This is a genomic window from Alteromonas sp. ABH4_454, assembly GCF_056311775.1.
Genome location: NZ_CM149972.1, coordinates 1,041,595 through 1,059,007 on the forward strand (window position 1 = coordinate 1,041,595; position 17,413 = coordinate 1,059,007).

Genomic DNA, 17,413 nt, shown 5'->3' on the forward strand with positions numbered 1-17,413 from the left:
TGGGGTGCACAATGAAAGGTGATTACGGAACATCTGTATTTGTGATGGATAGTGGAGAGCGATACTGTTTAGTTATCGATAAAGCTACAGGATTGCCCGTATTCCATCCTAATTTATTTCTCACTACTCAGGTACGTAATACTAAGTCCAATTCATTTTCTTCTCTCTTGTCAGCCGCTAGTAGCTTAGTTGTCTTACTTCGTTTCTTGAACAGACGAGGAATTGATCTCGAACAGCGGGTAAATAATCGAGCGTTACTTGAAGTTCATGAGCTGGATGACTTAAGAGATTTCACGCAAAGAAAGTTTAAATCCTGCGCCATCGATAACTCAGTGCTTTCTATGTTTTCACTTGAAGAGTTGGAAGAATCCGAGGGCTTTGTTGAGTCCTCAACTCAATATAATCGGTTAACGATAATCGCTGAATATATAAAGTGGTTTATAAGTCACGTTATTTCGAGACCTTCAACTACAGAGTGGAAGCAAATTGATGCAATTGAAGCGCAAATTAAATCAAGACGTCCATCAAGAAAAGGACGCAATAAAGAAATAGATCGCTCTATAGATGAGATTCAATTGGAAGCGCTGTTTGAAATCATACGAATTGGTTCTGAGCAAAACCCCTTTTCAGCGGAAGTTCAACGCAGGAATAGGCTAATGGTATTGCTACTTTATCATCTGGGTGTCAGGGGGGAGAGTTACTTAACATCAAGGTCGCAGACATTGATTTTGCCAAGCATCAACTGAAAGTGCTCAGACGAGCAGACGAAAAAGATGACCCACGTGTTAATGAACCTAATGTGAAAACGTTAGAGAGAACGTTGCCCTTATCGGAAACGCTTAGCAAGGAATTGCATGAGTATGTAACAACAGATCGTCGATTGGTTCCTAATGCAAAGCGAAACACCTTTCTTTTCGTGACACACAAATCTGGCCCTACTGTTGGACAACCAATCTCTAAGTCTGGATATCATAAAGTAATGGCTGTTGTAAAAGCAGTTTCTCCAAAACTATATGCTTTGACTGGGCATAAGCTCAGGCACACATGGAACCGTAAGTTTTCCGAGCTTATGGATTCAATGGACAACTCGCCAAGTGAAGAAAGGCAAGAACAAATTCGTTCGTACCTAATGGGCTGGAAGCCTGGCTCTGGTTCTGCCGCACATTACAACAAACGCTTCAGACAAGAACAGGCAAATAAGGCTGCTTTAGCACTTCAAAATACGAGTGGGCTTCGTCTACCCAAGGATTTACATAATGATGAATGAAAAAAAGAAGCAGTTGTTACCAGTCCACAATCGCACTGTATCCAGGATACCAGCAAAGGCAAGAGGGTATGACTTTGATATCAAGGACGTAAATTGGATTTTGGACAAGAATACCAAAATAAACTTAACGGGGATTCATAAATTCTTAAAAGGCCCGACTCTTGAAGGGTGTCTTCACACGCTCTCTTACTATGCATCAAATCTATCGGGCAAGCATACTTCTAACGTTGCAATGCTGTTTCAGCACATGCTTCGGGAGACCGAGACAAATGAAATCACTGATACTATGCTCATTAATTACCGAGCATCATTGACCAAGTCAACTGAATGGTATTTGGGCACTATCAGAGGTTTTTTGCGGCGATGGTATCAGCTAGGCCATTTTGGCATTAGCGAAGAAGTTATTACGTTACTCGATGGTTGGACGATTAAAGGTAATCGTAAAGGTGACGCAGTAAAGCGAAAAGACCCAACTCAAGGGCCACTAACAGATAATGAGTTGCTGGCCTTCAACGAGGGGGTTGTAAAAGCTTATGAGCTAGACCAGATCCAACTCTCAGATTTAGCAATTTCACTGACAGAGAGCAACACAGGGCGGCGACCAATACAGATTTCTCATTTAAGACTTGTCGATGTTATTTGTGGGATGAACAACAAAGGTGAACCTTACTATTTGCTTAATGTCCCTAGAGGAAAGCATGGAGAAGGCTTCAGGGCAGAATTCAAACCCTTTGCTATCACACATGAATTATGGGCGATTTTGTCTGCTCAAGCTAAAAATGCGCTGTCCTTGACAGAGAAAAATTTGGGATTTCAGCTGCAAGAACAAGATCGCCAACAAATTCCATTGTTCCCAGATTACAGCGTCTTACTTCAAGTTACCTCCCCAGCCGAATATCGAGCATTATTGGAAAGTGATAAACTACATATATCTGCTGCTGAAGTAACAGACATTCTCCAATTTACTGCCGAAGAAGCAGGCGTTAAATCTGAGCGTACAGGAGAGAGCCTATTTATAAACGCTCGACGCTTTAGATATACCACAGGAACCAGAGCTGCGCGTGAAGGATTCGGAGAGTTGGTAATTGCGGAATTACTTGATCATCGAGACACACAAAACGCAGGCGTATATGTAAAAAACATACCGGAACATGTTGAACGACTTGATGCGGCGGTAGGTTTTCAACTGGCTCCCTATGCTCAAGCATTCGCAGGTGTATTGGTTGATTCAGAGAAGGAAGCCGAACGAGGTGATGACCCATCAAGTAGGATTCGTACTGGAGTCGGTAAAGGTGTTGGTACATGCGGAGAGCATGGATTTTGCGGCGCTAATGTACCTATACCCTGTTACACCTGTATTCATTTTCAGCCCTGGTTAGATGGCCCGCATCAGGAAGTTTATCAAGACTTGCTTGACGAGCGAGAACGAGTGAAAAGCATCACTGGTGACATTGAAATTGCGGCAGTTCTGGATAGAAGTATTGTCGCTGTTGCTGATGTTATTTTGCGATGTGAGAAGCGTAGAGCCGAGCTTGACGAGCAAGGAGAGTGTAACAATGGCTAATTTGTTCCAGTTCAAAGCGAAAGATGAAGTTACAGCGGAAGAAAATCTCAGTGCTTTCATTGATAAATGTAGAAACGAACTTGCGGTGTTTGGTACAGATCTTAATTGGTCAGCATTTGTTTGGCCCAAAATAGCCGTATTTGCCAAGCTTGGTGTTACCACTCGTAAACCTACACCAGAGCAAATATTGGATAATGATTTTGTTGAATTTGCGAAAGCATATTTTCGCTATCAGCAAGGTCATAAACCGACTGGCACAAAGAATGAACTAAAAGCACTACGAGCGATAGAGTCAGCACTCATTCAAGTAAATGGGAATGCTTCGATTGTTGGACTATCTATTGATTGTTTGGATGAGGCGGCTGTACTTACAAAGCAGCACTATTCTGACGGCGCTGCATATCATTGCGGGAGAGAAATCGAACGATTGGCTGAATTTGTAACAACCCACCATCTAATCTCTGCAAATTTGAAGTCTTGGAAGAGTCCTATTTCGCGGCCCAGCGATACAACAAAAACGGGCAAGGATGCAAAAGCGGCAAGAGATAAAAAGCTGCCAAATGAAATCGCTTTGAATGCGTTGGCAGAGATATTTGCCAATAACCCCAGCGACAATCGAGACATATTTACGACCTCAGTATTCGCAATGTTGATGTCTGCGCCATCAAGGGTTTCTGAAGTTCTTGCGTTACCAGCAGACTGCGAAGTGATAGAGATGGACAACAAGGGTGTAGAACGCTATGGCTGGCGTTTCTTTTCAGGCAAAGGCTTTGAAGGCGATATTAAGTGGATACCCACTGTAATGGTTGAGGTAGCAAAAACCGCAGTCAAACGAGCTAGAAAACTATCGTCAGAAGCCAGAAAGTTGGCAGATTGGATAGAAAAGCACCCAGACAAGTTTTACAGGCACAAAAATTGTCCTAATGTGTCTGATACTACCAAGCTCACCGTGAAACAAGCTTCTCAGGCTCTAGGATTGGCAAATGATACCCGTAAAAATTGCTTATCTAGCCTTCATAGCAGAGGCTTGGAAGCGAAGGATGGAGTTCATACACTAAAAAGTCTTTGGATTCACGTAAAAGAACGGCTGCCCGAAGGCTTTCCTTGGTTTGATAAAGATAAGGGAATTAAGTACAGCAATGCATTGTTTGCATTAAATAAAAATCAACTTCATGGCAACCGTGGCTGTTTACCTGTTGAACTGCACAAGCCAACAAATAACTTTTTCAATAACGACATTATTACCAGAGACAGTCTAGGTGATACCCATCGAAGCATTTTTGACCGATATGGATATCGTTCTGAAACCGGACAACGCCTAAAAGTAACCTCGCATCAGGCGCGGCATTTATTGAATACCATTGGACAACGTGGTGGCCTTTCAAACCTTGAAATAGCCAAATGGTCAGGCCGCGCTGACGTTAAACAAAATCGGACTTACAACCATATGACTGAATATGAGTTGGTAGCTATGGCGGAAAAGATTGATACGTCCAAAACCATGTTTGGCCCTGTCGGAGATGTTAGCAAACACCTACCTGTTACGGCACTAGAATTTAACACATTAGAGCAAGCTGCGGCACATGTCACAGAGTATGGTTTCTGTGTTCACGACTACACAATGAGTCCGTGTGAAAAGTATCGTGATTGTATCAACTGTACAGAGCAGGTTTGTATAAAAGGAGATACATCTAAGCTAGAGCGCATGAAGGAGCGTTTAGAAAGAACGGAAGAACTCCTGATAAAAGTAAAAAAAGATGTTGAAGAAGGCGATGCAGGGGCTGACAGATGGTTTACCTATCACCAAAAAACAGCAACCAGGCTACGTGAGTTAGTCAGGATACTCGAAGATCCTGAGGTAGAGGAAGGCGCACAGATTAAATTACGTGGCAATGATTTCAGTCAATTACGTCGTGTCGCGCAGAAAAAATCAGTGGAATCAATTAGCAGTAGTCGTTCTAATAACGAAGAAGCAGCGATGTTAGAGGATCTCTCTAAAATGCTGGGAGGCGGAATTGGCTAAACACCTTAGCAGGCAAGATATAACAGCAATCGTCAGTTTGATTCGGGGATGGGAGGAAACGAAACTCACGTGGTCGGCAATTTGTGAAGAAGCTGAACCCTTGATAGGCAAGTTACCTACTAGACAGTCTCTCAACGCACATGAAGCCATCACAACCGCTTATCAAACGAAAAAGGACTCGTTAAAGGGTAAAGCCCCTAAAAAGCCTCGTCCAGCTAGCCTTAACGCGGCTGCGTCTCGTATTGCAAATCTTGAGGCTGAGTTGGCAGAGGTTAAAGAGCAAAATCGAAGATATAAGCAGATGTTTACGATTTGGCAATACAACGCATATAAAAAAGGGGTAAATGAATCGCAACTCAACATGCCCTTGCCCAAAATTGATCGTGAACGTTCAGATGGTCAGAAACGTTAGCGTGGTTAATTTTATATTTACCTAACAGTTTGAAAAATGTATTGTTTCTGAGCTATGCATGGAGAGAAAAATGAATTTTATAGATAGAGTGTCCATAGATGGATTTTGGGGAAGTCGAAGTTTTAGCCTTAATTTTCATGATGATGTGAATTTTTTAATAGGGATCAACGGCTCAGGAAAAACAACAGCAATTAACTTAATAGTTGCGGTTTTAACTGCTGACTTTTCAACGCTAGATTCAATCGAGTTTGATAAAGTGGTTGTAACTTTAAAAGAATCAAAAGGGCGAAAAAAGCCAGAAGTAACGGTTCTAAAGAAAACTATTGAGTCATTACCTTTTCAAGCTATTGAATACCGAATAAAAAACTCGGCAGGAGAAAAGCCCGAAATATATTCATTAGACGAATATGAGGAAAGGCTTCTGTATAGGGATGTACCTCAAAGATTTATTAGTAGAGAGATGAGGCGAGCTTACGGTAAATCAATTGTTGAGCACTTGAATAGACTATGTGAGGTTAGTTGGTTATCTGTTCATCGAGCCTCTCCGTCAGAAGACCGAGAAAGAAAGTCCTTTGAATCAACAGTCGATAGGAAGTTGGATGAGTTATCAAACCGTCTAGTGAGATATTTCTCAATGTTAGGCAGGCAAGGTTCAGAATTATTAGAAAAATTTCAAGAGACGATATTTTTATCTATGTTGGTTGGTAGAAGCCAACGAGGTTTATTCCGCCGTGATATGGACGAAAACCTAAATCTCGAAGAAGAAAAAAAGGCGCTTAATGATATATTTTCTCAATTCAAACTAGACGAAAGAAAATACTCTTCTAGAGTTGAAAATCACTTTTCAATATTAACTAAAGCTATAAAGAAACTGCAAGATAATGAAGGGCTTACGCATTCGGATGTCGCAGCAATAGTATTGAATGATAGAATCGATAGCATTATTGATGACTGGAAATCGCTTGAAGAAAAAAGGGCAATTATATTCGAGCCAAGGGAGATCTTTCTTCGAATAATAAATGGATTGATGCAACGTAAAAAGTTTCATATTGATGATAGAAATGAACTGAAAGTTGTAACGCAATCGGGAAAAAACCTTCCGTTGAGGCTTTTATCATCTGGTGAAAAGCAATTAATAATCGTATTAGGTGAAGCTTTGTTGCAGCAGCAAAAAGCTTGTATTTATATAGCTGATGAACCTGAACTTTCCTTACATGTAAAGTGGCAAGAAAGCCTTGTAGAAAACTTATTAGCATTAAATGAAAACGCACAAATAGTATTTGCTACTCATTCTCCTGATGTTGTAAGCGTCTTTGGAGATAAAGTATTCGATATGGAGAGCGTTTTTTAAATGGCGTTTACAAGAACAAAATCAGGGCTGTCTAATTTAGCCCAATTCCATGGAGCAGATGTAATACTATTTACTGAAGGAGGGGTTCAATCTTTCACGTTCGAGGATGTTTGTAATGGTCGATTTAATGAAGCTGCTATCGATATAAAGTTTTGGTCTGCTATATTGGCAAAGCACGGTTACGATAAGCGGGTTAGATTTAGGGCTTTAGGTTCTAAGAGTGCTTCGGAAAAAATCTGTGAACTCATTGTAAGCGGTCAAGTCAGGAATGTTGTTGTCGCCAGAGATTCTGATTTAGATGATTTCCTATCTCAAAAGTATAATTCCCCTTTTATACTCTATACAAGAGGGTACAGTTGGGAGAATGATGTGTATGAGAAGGAGTTGGTAAAAGAACAGGTTAACTCTCTCTTGATGGAAGCAGAGCTTAAAGCCGAGTATGTCCAGATGATTGATGATTGCTTTGAAAAATTCATGCTCAAAGTTAAAAATCTTATGAAGTTAGAACTAATCTTTAGGACACAAGGCAAGAAGTTTATAACCGACTCAAATGGAGAAAGGTTCATAGATGGTAAGAATTTACCGCTGCTGAAAATGTCACAAATTAGAGATATTCTCGATAGTCTCAAGAGCGAACTGAACCGTCCAGTTATGCTGAACGGAATGAAAAGTAGCTTTTGCCCAGTGACGTATTGTTATGGAAAGCTGTTTGAAGCACTAGCGATATCTCTAGTTAGTTACATAGTTAGTAATCTTGAGGGGCGAAAGTCAGCCCAACCTGAAGCTGTAAAGATGGCGATGATCGAAAGGTACAAGAATACACCATCAGCAATTTCGGATGGATATTACAATCAATTGGTGGCTACGCTTAAGGCTGGGTAGGACTGGGCACGATTGGTGTATTAGCGAACATTGAATTGCCATTAATTAGCTAAGCGCTTTGGCATGTGTTCGTTTTATAAATTCTAGTGCACAAAGTTTTACCTGAGGGGACTCCTTACGCAGCATTCTGTATTTTTTTTTGGTTTTCTTCTTATGTGACAAGATATTTTCTTGATAGAAGTAAAGCTATTAAAAAAGCGTAACTGTGACTGATAAATACATTAGCTAAACCGCATAATGAAACTTTCATTATGACTTTATCATTATGAAAGTTTCATTATGGCTAAGAAGACGGATTTCAGTCTCAAGGAGCAAAGTGGCAATATGATAAAAGAGTACGAACATAAAAACCTGACAGAACGGGAACATGAGCGTGCCCAAGTGCGAAAAAACATGCGCCGCTAGGTAAAGTTGCGAGAGCATTTCGACAAAAGGCCTCTAAATAAGAACAAATCTGGGTAGGTGGCACTGAACACTAGGAATTCAGTGGTGGCTATCGCGTCAATAAAAGTAACGACTGCATCATCAGCCCCATTCTGAATGCTTTCAGTTGTTGTATTTTATGCAACAACTGATGACCGTTTGTTCCATTTTGGAACGAGCCACTATAGTCGTTTATTTGTGTATACGTGTTTGCACATTTAGAAGGGGGCATTTTTTGCACTTTGCATTTTCTCATCGCTGCATGAACCCCATTTCTGAAAGGGGTTCATTTAGCTCACCAAATCGCTCTAGCTTGACCTCCAATTCTTTAACGTTAGCTTCAATTCAATATTTTCAGCTTCTAATACAGATACGCGCTTAGAGTTGAGCAGCTTACTATATGACGTGTTGCAGTATTGCTTTGGTTTAAATAAATTTATTTTACCGATTCGGTCAGTGGCGGCAAAACATCTTTTTCACGCAACTTGTCTTCTAACGCCTTGTACGCTTTTCTAAGCGCAGGGTTCTGGCTGATGGCCGAATTGTATCAGCCAACACCTTTTGCAACTCCGATGCTGTTAAGCTTGCCTTTAAAGGCTATTTGCTTAAAGTCATCATTAGTTTTAGTGGCCTGCCATTCCTGAAATGCTTAGAGATCTTGCTACACTTCTCAAGTTTTTGGGAAGGTGTGTACATCCGTATATTGTGGCAATTATGCATCTACAAAAATCAAAGTAACTATGTTCTAAGGTTAATCTTGGCTCGAAATTATCGCTAAGTGCTGCAAGAGTGAATGTATCTTCTATACATGAATAAGTGTCAGCATCATGAATATGCGATTCAAGACGTATGTGGCTATCTAAGTCGGCTTTGATCACTCCAGCCAGACTATTATCTTCATTGTCCAAAGAGTCCTTGTAAACTTTTACCATAAAAAAATCATTTTCGAGATTTAACTTATACATATATGAAGATGGACTATAAAAAGCGCTGCGTACTATTACCCTATTTAATTCTTCATTAGATAAATTGATTGCTGATGAGGGAACATAATCAAAGTGGCATATTTTCGTCTGTGATTCTATAAATACGATATCGGAATAAAGTTCTAAATACCTAAGAATGGGACGTCGCGCTCCATAGGGTCGATTTCTGCGTTGTATTAGTTTTTTATCAATTTTAACTATCGGATTAAATACATGTGCTGTCGAATGAAGTGTTTGAAGCCCATGGATAAGGTCAAGTTCGCTGGTATAACTAATCACTTCGTAATTATCTTTGTCTAAAGGTATCAAGCACAAATTGATAATTGTTCCAGGTGCCTCTCCACCGTACTGAGTCCAAGCAGAAGAAGCTGAAAATCCCGCAAATAGCTCATCTATGCATTTGTTAGAGTTGGAATGTATATTTAGTGAGCGAATTGTATTAGGTATTACGACTTTTAAGATTGCAGGTAAATCAGTGAACAATACGTCACACTTATTGAAATCTTTCAATCTATTCCAACTCGGATAACCAAGGCTCAAAGCAATATTATTTTGTATTGATGTTAATCCGAGCGAGGGGGAAACAGTTTTCTTAATTGTTTTAGCGAGTGCTTTAAGAATGGCTTTGTCTTTTTCACTAACATAGAATTTAAATTCAGACATAAATACTCCTTCACCCCGTCAATTAGAACCTCGATCAGCATGGAGTGAACTAGCAAATAGTCATATTAATAGCAAAAAAGCACACGGTTTACTGGCTCTGGAAAGTTGGTGTGCAAGATTAAATTAATTTGAATTGATGTACATGTCAATAAGACTCTCTGATGTTTGTAAATGGACGGCGTCTGATACGGATCTTGGCTAGTTGCATCTGGTCATGCTTTTCCCTGCTTTCACATAAGTATAACTTTACACTTTTGCAACACAGACCCCAATATTGCAAAAAAGTTTACAAAAATCATTGCAAAACTTCTTTAAAAAATCATTAAGTATATAATATATATGGAATTATATGCGTATATTAAAATTAATAGGTCAATTTAACCCTTCTAATCAAAGACAAAATAAAAAATGTTTAAAAGTATAGAAAGAGCCGCTTATAGCGGCTCTTTTTTTGAGCTAAACTCGCCTAATTATTTCCTCTTATATTTCTAAATCATCAATAACAATAGTCTTGAGGTTGTGCCGTATCCGCAGCAAGGTATTATTTTATTAACTAATTAAAAAATGCCTATCACCATGAAAACGTTATCCCTACTTGCTAGTACCATCGCTTTGGTTTCAGCAACCGCCATCGTTTCACCCACAGTATCAGCTGCACAAACGCTGTATAAGCCTTTTCCTGCCGACGTGATGCCGTCGCTCAGTGAGAAAGGTGCACATACAGTAGGTGTAAAAACGATTGAAGCCACGTATCCCGAAAAAGTAAAAGATATTACTGGGAATGATGTCGAACGTAAGTTGACGCTAGAGGTTTGGTATCCAGCTTCAAGTTCTGCCGAGACGGCAACGTATGTGAATGAAACGCGAAGTGGTCAGGTATTTGAAATTGAGGGCGATGCAAGTCGCGATGCGCCCATTGCTGCAGCAGATTCTGATTACCCGGTGGTGGTTATATCTCACGGCTATACTGGCTATCGCACGCTTATGTATTATTTAGGTGAACACCTAGCGTCTCACGGCTATGTGGTTGCATCTATCGACCATACAGACTCAACAAACAAAGATGTTAACTTTGCGGAAAATCCGTATTCAGGTTTTCCAAGCACATTACTAAACCGCTCACGAGACCAAGTACTTACTTTAAACAGCATCAGCGAAAACGAATTTTTCAAAGAGAATGTTGATGCAAGCAAAGCAGGTGTGATTGGTTATTCCATGGGAGGCTATGGTGCGGTAAGTACAGTCGGTGGTTGCTATGCATTTAACGATCAAACAGCAGCAACCTTTACTGGTACACAAGACCCTAAAGTGGCAGCGCTAGTTAAAGACGCGCTAAATACGTGCGCAGGTGGCGAAGAAAGTAGTAAGGATGTGCTGCCAGTTTGGAAAGCAGCGCTAGCGCTTGCCCCATGGGGCGGGCAACATCAGCTCTTTGACGTTGAATCACTTAACAATATCAAGATACCGGTTCTTTATGTGGCAGGTGATAACGACGATATTTCTGGTTACGAAGGTATCAAGTGGTTATTCGAAAATACCGGCAGTGAAGGCTCTAAGCTACTTACGGTTAAAAATGCGCGTCATAACGTAGCGCCACACCCAGCACCTAAAGAAGCCTATGGTAGCGAGTTTGATTTGGGTAGCTACATTGAACCTGCGTGGGAAGTACAAAAGTTAAATGCCATCAACGAGCACTTTGCGTTGGCGCTTATGAACTGCCATGTGAAAGGTTTAAAAGATGATTGTGAATACCTGAATGTGAGTGGCAGTAGTGCCCAAGTACCCGTAGACGGTAAGAAGCCAGAGCCTTGGAAGGGATTCGACGACCGATGGGCATTGGGTCTAGAGATGGACGGTAAATAAAAGTTTGAAAAGGGTGCTTCGGCATCCTTTTTTAATTTTGTTACATATTTATTTTCTAACTTTACGCATAAAGGCGTATTGTAAGACTGCTTCTATCAATCATTGATAGTAAAAAGCGCTTTAAAGCGGCATTTCGGGCTACCCATAAACTAAACCATAAGGAAGTGAAAATGCGTAAATTTACTGTGTCAGCACTATGTGCGTGTTCTATTTTGGTAATGCCTTCCATAACCGTTACCCAAAGCTATGCGGCAGCACAAAACGTTGCTACAACGAATGCCGTTGACATAGAAACGCTAAAATCTTACTTCAAACAAGGTGACTATAATTACGTTGTAGAAAAACTCGAAACCGTTGAAGGCAAATCGCCAGAGCAGCACAATATGCTTATTTCTGCCCTTATGAACATAGATTTAGATGATGCAGAAGAGGCAGCAGAGCAATTCATTCAGGATTACAGTGATAACTATAAGGCTTACCATACACACGCCAGCGTAATGGGAGCCCAAGCATCAAGTAGTATATTTTCAGCCTTAGGCTATGCGAAAAATGCCAAGAAGAGTTTAGAAAAAGCAGTGGAAATTGCCCCAGAAGAAGTTGCTGTTTACCAAGCCTTAATGCAGTTTCACTTAATGGCCCCCTCTATTGCTGGTGGCGATTTGGATGAGGCTACAACACTTGCGCAAACTATTTCAAAACTAGATGCTGCCGAAGGTCAGTTTGCTTTAGCTAAAGTTTATTTGGAAAAAGATAAACAGGCAGAAGCAGAGGCGATCTTTGCCTCTTTAATTGAAGATGACAGCACCCATATTCGCGCTAGGGTTGAGCTAGGTAGTTTCTATTTAGGTAATGAGCAGTACGCTGCATCTTACGATACTTTGTTGCCGTTATCATATACTGATGTGACTGCAGCTTCGAAAGCAGATAAAGAGGCTTGGGATACGTATCAAAAGCGTAAAGCCAATCTTATGTATGGAAAGTATCGCTTAGGGCAAGTTGCTGTTGAAAGTGGCGAGTACACAACTTCAGGTATTAATGCGTTGAAGAGCTACTTGGAAGACTACCAAGTTACGACCATTGATACTGAAGGCTTACCAGGAGCTAATTGGGCCCAGCTGCGCCTAGCCGAACTTCTTCTTAACGCAGACAAAGTGAATGAAGCGCAAAACCTTGTTGAGACGATAAAAGAAGACAGCGATGAACGCTTTGCTAAAACACTTAAGAAAATTAAAAAGGCACTAAAAAAGCGAGCGGCGGTTTAATACCGCGTAGCTCGCTTACTCGTATTTTCTTTCGGCTGCGCTTAAAAGGCCACAGTGATTAGAAAGCCATAGCGCTTAGAAAGCTACAGCGCTTTAACGGTATAAATTAACGCTGTCTGAGGGAAAAGTACTGGCAGCTGCATACCGTACTTCATTAACACTTCGCCAGAGAACACTTGCCCGTCTGTTTGTTGCAAAATAGACGGGGTGTATTCTTTTAGCTTTTCAGGCCATACACGCTCAATGGTGTATTGCTTGTTAGCATCAAGCCCCGCAAAGTAGAAACGATTCGGCGTAGTGCGTACGGTTTCTGTAACACTGTTATATGCAAAAATACCTTCTTGCTTGTCTTTCGACACATAACCAAATTTCACATTCATGCCGTCATCGTCCATGCGGAATAGGTCGCCGCCGTGGGTAATATGACGATATTTCTTATAAAGCGAAATGGCGTCCGCTAGCACTTTTTGCTCGTGGTCTGTCAGTTCACGCGGGTCCATTTCTATCCCCATATGACCAAACAAGGCGACCGCAGAACGAATCTCAATAGGTAGGTTACGACCTGTAATATGGCAGTCACGCGGACCTACGTGGGCGCCCATGACTTCAGATGGGAAGAAGTAAGAGCAGCCGCGCTGAATATATAAGCGGTCTAGTGCGTCGTTAGAGTCTGACGTCCAGAAGCGATCTGTGTGTGGCAATATGCCTAAATCTACACGTCCGCCGCCTGAGCAACAGCTTTCTATTTCAATACTTGGCTTTGCTGCTTTTACGCGGTCAATCAAGCCGTAAAGCGCTGCCATTTGGCCGTGCATTGCTGGTTTGCCTTGAAGGTTACCTGGGTGGTTTACGTCGCGGTTCATGTCCCATTTGATGTAGCTTATTTTGGGATAGGCTTTAAGTACATCAGTAATAACTTTATAAAGGTACTCAACCACTTCTGGATTGGTTAAATCTAGAACGTATTGGTTTCTAAATGGCACATGAGGGTTGTTTTCAGTTTGAAGTGCCCATTCGGGATGCGCGCGATATAAGTCGCTATCTGGGTTAACCATTTCTGGCTCAAACCAAATGCCGAATTCCATGCCAAGACCAGTAACATGGTTAATTAATCCGTCTAGTCCTTCTGGGTAGATAGCTTCATCTACAAACCAGTCACCAAGTCCAGCTTTGTCGTTTCTGCGGCCTTTGAACCATCCATCATCTAATACGAAGCGCTCAATGCCTAGCGGTGCTACCTTGTCAGCCAAGGCTTTAAGTTCGTCTTCGTTATGATCGAAGTAAATTCCTTCCCAGGTGTTGTAGTGCACTGGTCGAGGCTTTGATTCAGCGCTGTGGTTTAGCACATTGCTACGTATAAAATTGTGGAACTGTTGCGATAGGGATGAGAAACCTTCACAGCCATAGCCGGTATAAAGCACCGGAGATGTGTAGCTGTCCCCTGCATCAAGTACCACTTCACCAGGAAACAGTAATTCACCGAACTGAACATAACTTCTGCCATCTGCCATGAGTTCAGCGCGAAGTTTATGGTTCGCTGAAGCGCCAAGGTGGTAACCAAAACACTCCCCGCTAAGTTCCCCTGTCCCTTCAGGAAATGCAATCAAACCAGGAAAAGTGTCGTGAGACGTTTTACCGCGACGATTTTCACGCACGTAGCTGCCAAAGAATAAGTCGTGATCTTTGGTTTGGAATTCAGCAGACCAACGACCTTCGAATGTTTTGATTTTACTAACCGTTGTAGGAAGTGGAAGGCTAGCGGCATTCAGGTAATTGAGGTTCAGCGCACTGCTGCCGGTGTTTTCTACACGAGAGACATATTTTACAACGCTGGTCGCGGTATCAAGCTCTATACTTGTGATAAGGCGCATACCGCGATGTGCATCTTCAGCAATGAAGGCAACCGATTGGCCTTCTTGATTTGTCTCTACTAAGCTAAAGCCTGCTGACCATTGGTCAGCATCGCCGGAAACTTCAAGGCCTGGCTGTCCTGTCCAACCTTCACCATGGGTAGGCACTAAAGTAATGGGTGGCTCGATAACCGGCGCACATTTAGCTTCTTGGCGTGTGTTTAAAACGCTAAGCATTTCAGGCGTTGTGCTGTCACTTAATGGCGCACCATAGTAAATGACTTTTGGCATGCGACCCTGGCAGTCGAATATTAAGGTGACTTTTTCGTTCGACAAGCGTACGAATTGAGAAAGTGACGACATAAAAACCTCAGCGTTAATAAAACGTAAATTAGGTGGCGATACAACTTTTTTACAACGTAAGTAGTGTCTTCTTACGGCATAGTTTCGCATATTAAATCACGTTCACTATACCTATTCTACAATTTTAGGGTAAACGTTTTACTTTCAATGGTAGTCTGCATTGCAAGGGAAATGAAGTCTGACCAATAGTTGTAAAATATAGACGAAATTAATTGTTAAAAACAAAAAAGGATGTCAAAAGACATCCTTTTTCGACATGTTACTAACTTGTTAGGCTTCTTTTTTATAAAGCTCTAACGAAAACTCTGCCTTTTGGTTAAATACCAAGCGGTTCACAATCAGCGCGAATGCGACACAGCCGATAAGCGTTGCGAACATTAGGTGTATGTAATGAAGTCCAAATGGTGCATACAGAGGTGAAGCTTCAAAGCTCATTAATGCGTAAATTGAAACGCCAAACAGTACCGCACCTATGGCTGCAAAAGCATGCACGTTTCTAAACAGTAGGCCAACAATGAATACCGAAAGAATGGGCATGCTTAATAGACCGTACAGCTTTTGAACTAGGTTAATAATACTATCAGCTTGTTGGTATACGGGGATTAGCGCAAGCGATACTAAACACAATAAGACCGTAACGTAGCCGCTTAACTTAGGTACGTTAGGTGTTTTGTTGATATAGCTTTCGTGGATATCACAAACATACAGCGCAGTAGCAGAGTTCAAGTTACTGTTAAACGTGGTTAACACCGCAGCTGCCATAGCCGCTGCGAATACGCCAGAAAGCCAATCAGGCAATACCGTTGCAACAATTTTTCCGTAAGCACTATCACCAATATCACCAAATAGCTTATATGAAACGATACCTGGAATAACGATAATGGCAGGTACAATCAGCAAGCGAATACCGGCCGCAGCGAATACGCCTTTCTGCGCTTCTTTCAATGAAGGTGCCGCCATTGCGCGCTGAGTAATTACTTGGTTAGTTCCCCAGTAAAACATTTGAATGAAAATCATCCCGGTAAGTAAGGTATGCCAAGGGATCGGGGACTCATCATCGCCAATTAACGTAAGTCGCTCTTGCGGAATTCCATCAAAGTTATAATCGATGGCTTGAAGCGCCAGAATAACCACCAATACAGCCATGGTTAAAAGAAGCACGCCTGAGTAGGTATCAGATACTGCTACCGCGCGAAGACCGCCGAAGATAGCGTATAGAGCACCGACAATAACGAAGATAACTGCAATGTACATCAGCGGCAGCTCAACGTTAAACATTGACTGCATAAACAAAGAACCCGAATAGATTACCGCTGGGCAGAAAATTAAAGCACTACCTGCAAAGAAGAGCGCACTAATAACCGCACGTATGTGCTTGTCGTGATAGCGCTGCTCTAGAAGTTCTGTTGTCGTTGTACATTTGAACTTGTAATACACAGGCAGAAATACTTTTGCCAGTACGAAAAGGCCTACAACGGCTGCTAGCTCCCATAGGGCTAACAAGGCCATTTGGTTACCGTTCATACCTACTAGCTGGTCGGTACTTAGGTTGGTAAGGGTGATACTACCTGCAACGAAATACCAAGCTAGTCCTCCGCCAGCAAGAAAGTATTCGCGGTTTTGGTTTTGGGCATTTCTATTTTGTCCGCGGCAACTCAAATAGGTAAGAAAACCAATTAAAGCAGTCACAAAGACAAAAACAGACACCTGAATAGTGCTGGAAAACATGTTTTACTCCTAAAGGAAAGTTATGACTTGCTGGTTTCGAACTTAATGTTGTTAACAGCGCGATCAGGGAATTTAGTGTTATGAAGACGGATAACGCGGTTCACTTGCAAAATAGAACCGAGAATATTGAAAAGCACGTTGAGCAGGCCCTTTTGATTCAAACTAGCCAGTTCTTCACCCGTAAGGCTTTGTAAGCGTTGTTCATTCACCGTAGCTAATCCGCCCACGCGCTGATTGGTGTTGTCTTTGTACTCTATAATCAAGTCAACAGTATGAATGAGTCCCATCTCGCTAATTTGATTCATCATTACAGCGGTTTGCTGCATGGCGGTAACGCGCTCATCCAGCAATTTCTTTTTATTATCTAAGTACGCAGTAGGGCGCTTTGAAGGTAAAAAGAGCGCTTCACCGTTTTGAGAAGAAACAGCTGGCGAGTCGACATCAACTAAAACTTCTTGCTGCTGAGCATCATTTCCCAATCGTACGATAAAAGGTAAGGTGCGAAGACTAAGCGGTGCATAGTGGCCTAGCCACGTGCCTTGCGTTTCAAACACGTTTTCTTGAGGAGCTAGGCCGCACAGGGCCGAAATTGTCCAATACCGTGCATCAGTAGATTTACTGAAAAACAGAGGGAAGTCGCTAGATGCTTGAACGGCTTCTTTTATCTCAATGTTGAGAAGGTGAAATTTCGAATAAGTACTAGCAAGCTTGCTCTCATCAATAGTAAGAGCGCTGTGGGTATCAGCCGATAAGGTTTCAAATGTTGGCATATTATA

The 17,413-nt window shown here is 41.7% G+C and carries 13 protein-coding genes; 9 read left to right on the plus strand and 4 right to left on the minus strand.

All coding sequences use genetic code 11. The features are described 5' to 3' along the window. Positions 1 to 11 precede the first annotated feature (11 nt). From ACYX4W_RS04595 to ACYX4W_RS04625, 7 genes are all read left to right on the plus strand, one after another. A complete protein-coding gene (locus tag ACYX4W_RS04595) occupies positions 12 to 746 on the plus strand; it encodes a hypothetical protein (protein ID WP_476074821.1) in 735 nt (244 codons plus the stop codon). Further along, positions 722 to 1,267: a site-specific integrase gene (locus ACYX4W_RS04600; RefSeq protein WP_476075441.1), complete on the plus strand. Its 546-nt coding sequence runs from the start codon at positions 722 to 724 to the stop codon at positions 1,265 to 1,267. Before ACYX4W_RS04595 ends, ACYX4W_RS04600 begins: the two co-directional genes overlap by 25 nt. After that, positions 1,257 to 2,831, plus strand: coding sequence for a site-specific integrase (locus ACYX4W_RS04605; RefSeq protein WP_476074822.1), 1,575 nt, complete (start codon positions 1,257 to 1,259; stop codon positions 2,829 to 2,831). The genes ACYX4W_RS04600 and ACYX4W_RS04605 overlap by 11 nt, the downstream gene beginning before the upstream one ends. Continuing rightward, entirely contained in the window at positions 2,824 to 4,854 is a 2,031-nt protein-coding gene (locus ACYX4W_RS04610; RefSeq protein ID WP_476074823.1) for an integrase, read from the plus strand. The genes ACYX4W_RS04605 and ACYX4W_RS04610 overlap by 8 nt, the downstream gene beginning before the upstream one ends. Further along, positions 4,847 to 5,266, plus strand: a complete 420-nt coding sequence (locus tag ACYX4W_RS04615) for a hypothetical protein (protein WP_476074824.1) — start codon at positions 4,847 to 4,849, stop codon at positions 5,264 to 5,266. Before ACYX4W_RS04610 ends, ACYX4W_RS04615 begins: the two co-directional genes overlap by 8 nt. 70 nt (positions 5,267 to 5,336) lie before the next feature. Next, on the plus strand, positions 5,337 to 6,617 hold the full coding sequence (locus ACYX4W_RS04620; protein ID WP_476074825.1) for an AAA family ATPase: 1,281 nt from the start codon (positions 5,337 to 5,339) through the stop codon (positions 6,615 to 6,617). Then, positions 6,618 to 7,499, plus strand: a complete 882-nt coding sequence (locus ACYX4W_RS04625; protein WP_476074826.1) for a hypothetical protein — start codon at positions 6,618 to 6,620, stop codon at positions 7,497 to 7,499. Positions 7,500 to 8,545: 1,046 nt separating this feature from the next. Here the strand turns inward: ACYX4W_RS04625 and ACYX4W_RS04630 are convergent. After that, positions 8,546 to 9,571 carry a hypothetical protein gene (locus ACYX4W_RS04630; RefSeq protein WP_476074827.1) on the minus strand — a complete coding sequence of 342 codons (1,026 nt, stop codon included), beginning with the start codon at positions 9,569 to 9,571 and terminating at the stop codon, positions 8,546 to 8,548. Between the two features lie 576 nt (positions 9,572 to 10,147). On the opposite strand from ACYX4W_RS04630, the gene ACYX4W_RS04635 reads away from it, so the two are divergent. Together ACYX4W_RS04635 and ACYX4W_RS04640 are read left to right on the plus strand one after the other, a co-directional pair. After that, positions 10,148 to 11,434, plus strand: coding sequence for an alpha/beta hydrolase family protein (locus ACYX4W_RS04635; RefSeq protein WP_476074828.1), 1,287 nt, complete (start codon positions 10,148 to 10,150; stop codon positions 11,432 to 11,434). 170 nt (positions 11,435 to 11,604) lie between these two features. Then, the gene (locus ACYX4W_RS04640) at positions 11,605 to 12,696 is read left to right on the plus strand and encodes a tetratricopeptide repeat protein (protein ID WP_476074829.1); all 1,092 of its coding nucleotides are present in this window, start codon (positions 11,605 to 11,607) and stop codon (positions 12,694 to 12,696) included. Positions 12,697 to 12,779: 83 nt separating this feature from the next. Here the strand turns inward: ACYX4W_RS04640 and ACYX4W_RS04645 are convergent, their stop codons facing one another. The 3 genes from ACYX4W_RS04645 to ACYX4W_RS04655 form a co-directional block, all read right to left on the minus strand. Then, complete coding sequence (locus ACYX4W_RS04645) at positions 12,780 to 14,909, minus strand: alpha-galactosidase (RefSeq protein ID WP_476074830.1); 2,130 nt, start codon at positions 14,907 to 14,909, stop codon at positions 12,780 to 12,782. Between the two features lie 270 nt (positions 14,910 to 15,179). Beyond that, positions 15,180 to 16,637: an SLC5 family protein gene (locus ACYX4W_RS04650; RefSeq protein ID WP_476074831.1), complete on the minus strand. Its 1,458-nt coding sequence runs from the start codon at positions 16,635 to 16,637 to the stop codon at positions 15,180 to 15,182. A 20-nt stretch (positions 16,638 to 16,657) separates the two neighbouring features. Continuing rightward, positions 16,658 to 17,407 (minus strand): SapC family protein, encoded by a 750-nt coding sequence (locus ACYX4W_RS04655; protein ID WP_476074832.1) that lies wholly within the window; start codon positions 17,405 to 17,407, stop codon positions 16,658 to 16,660. Between the last annotated feature and the right edge of the window lie 6 nt (positions 17,408 to 17,413).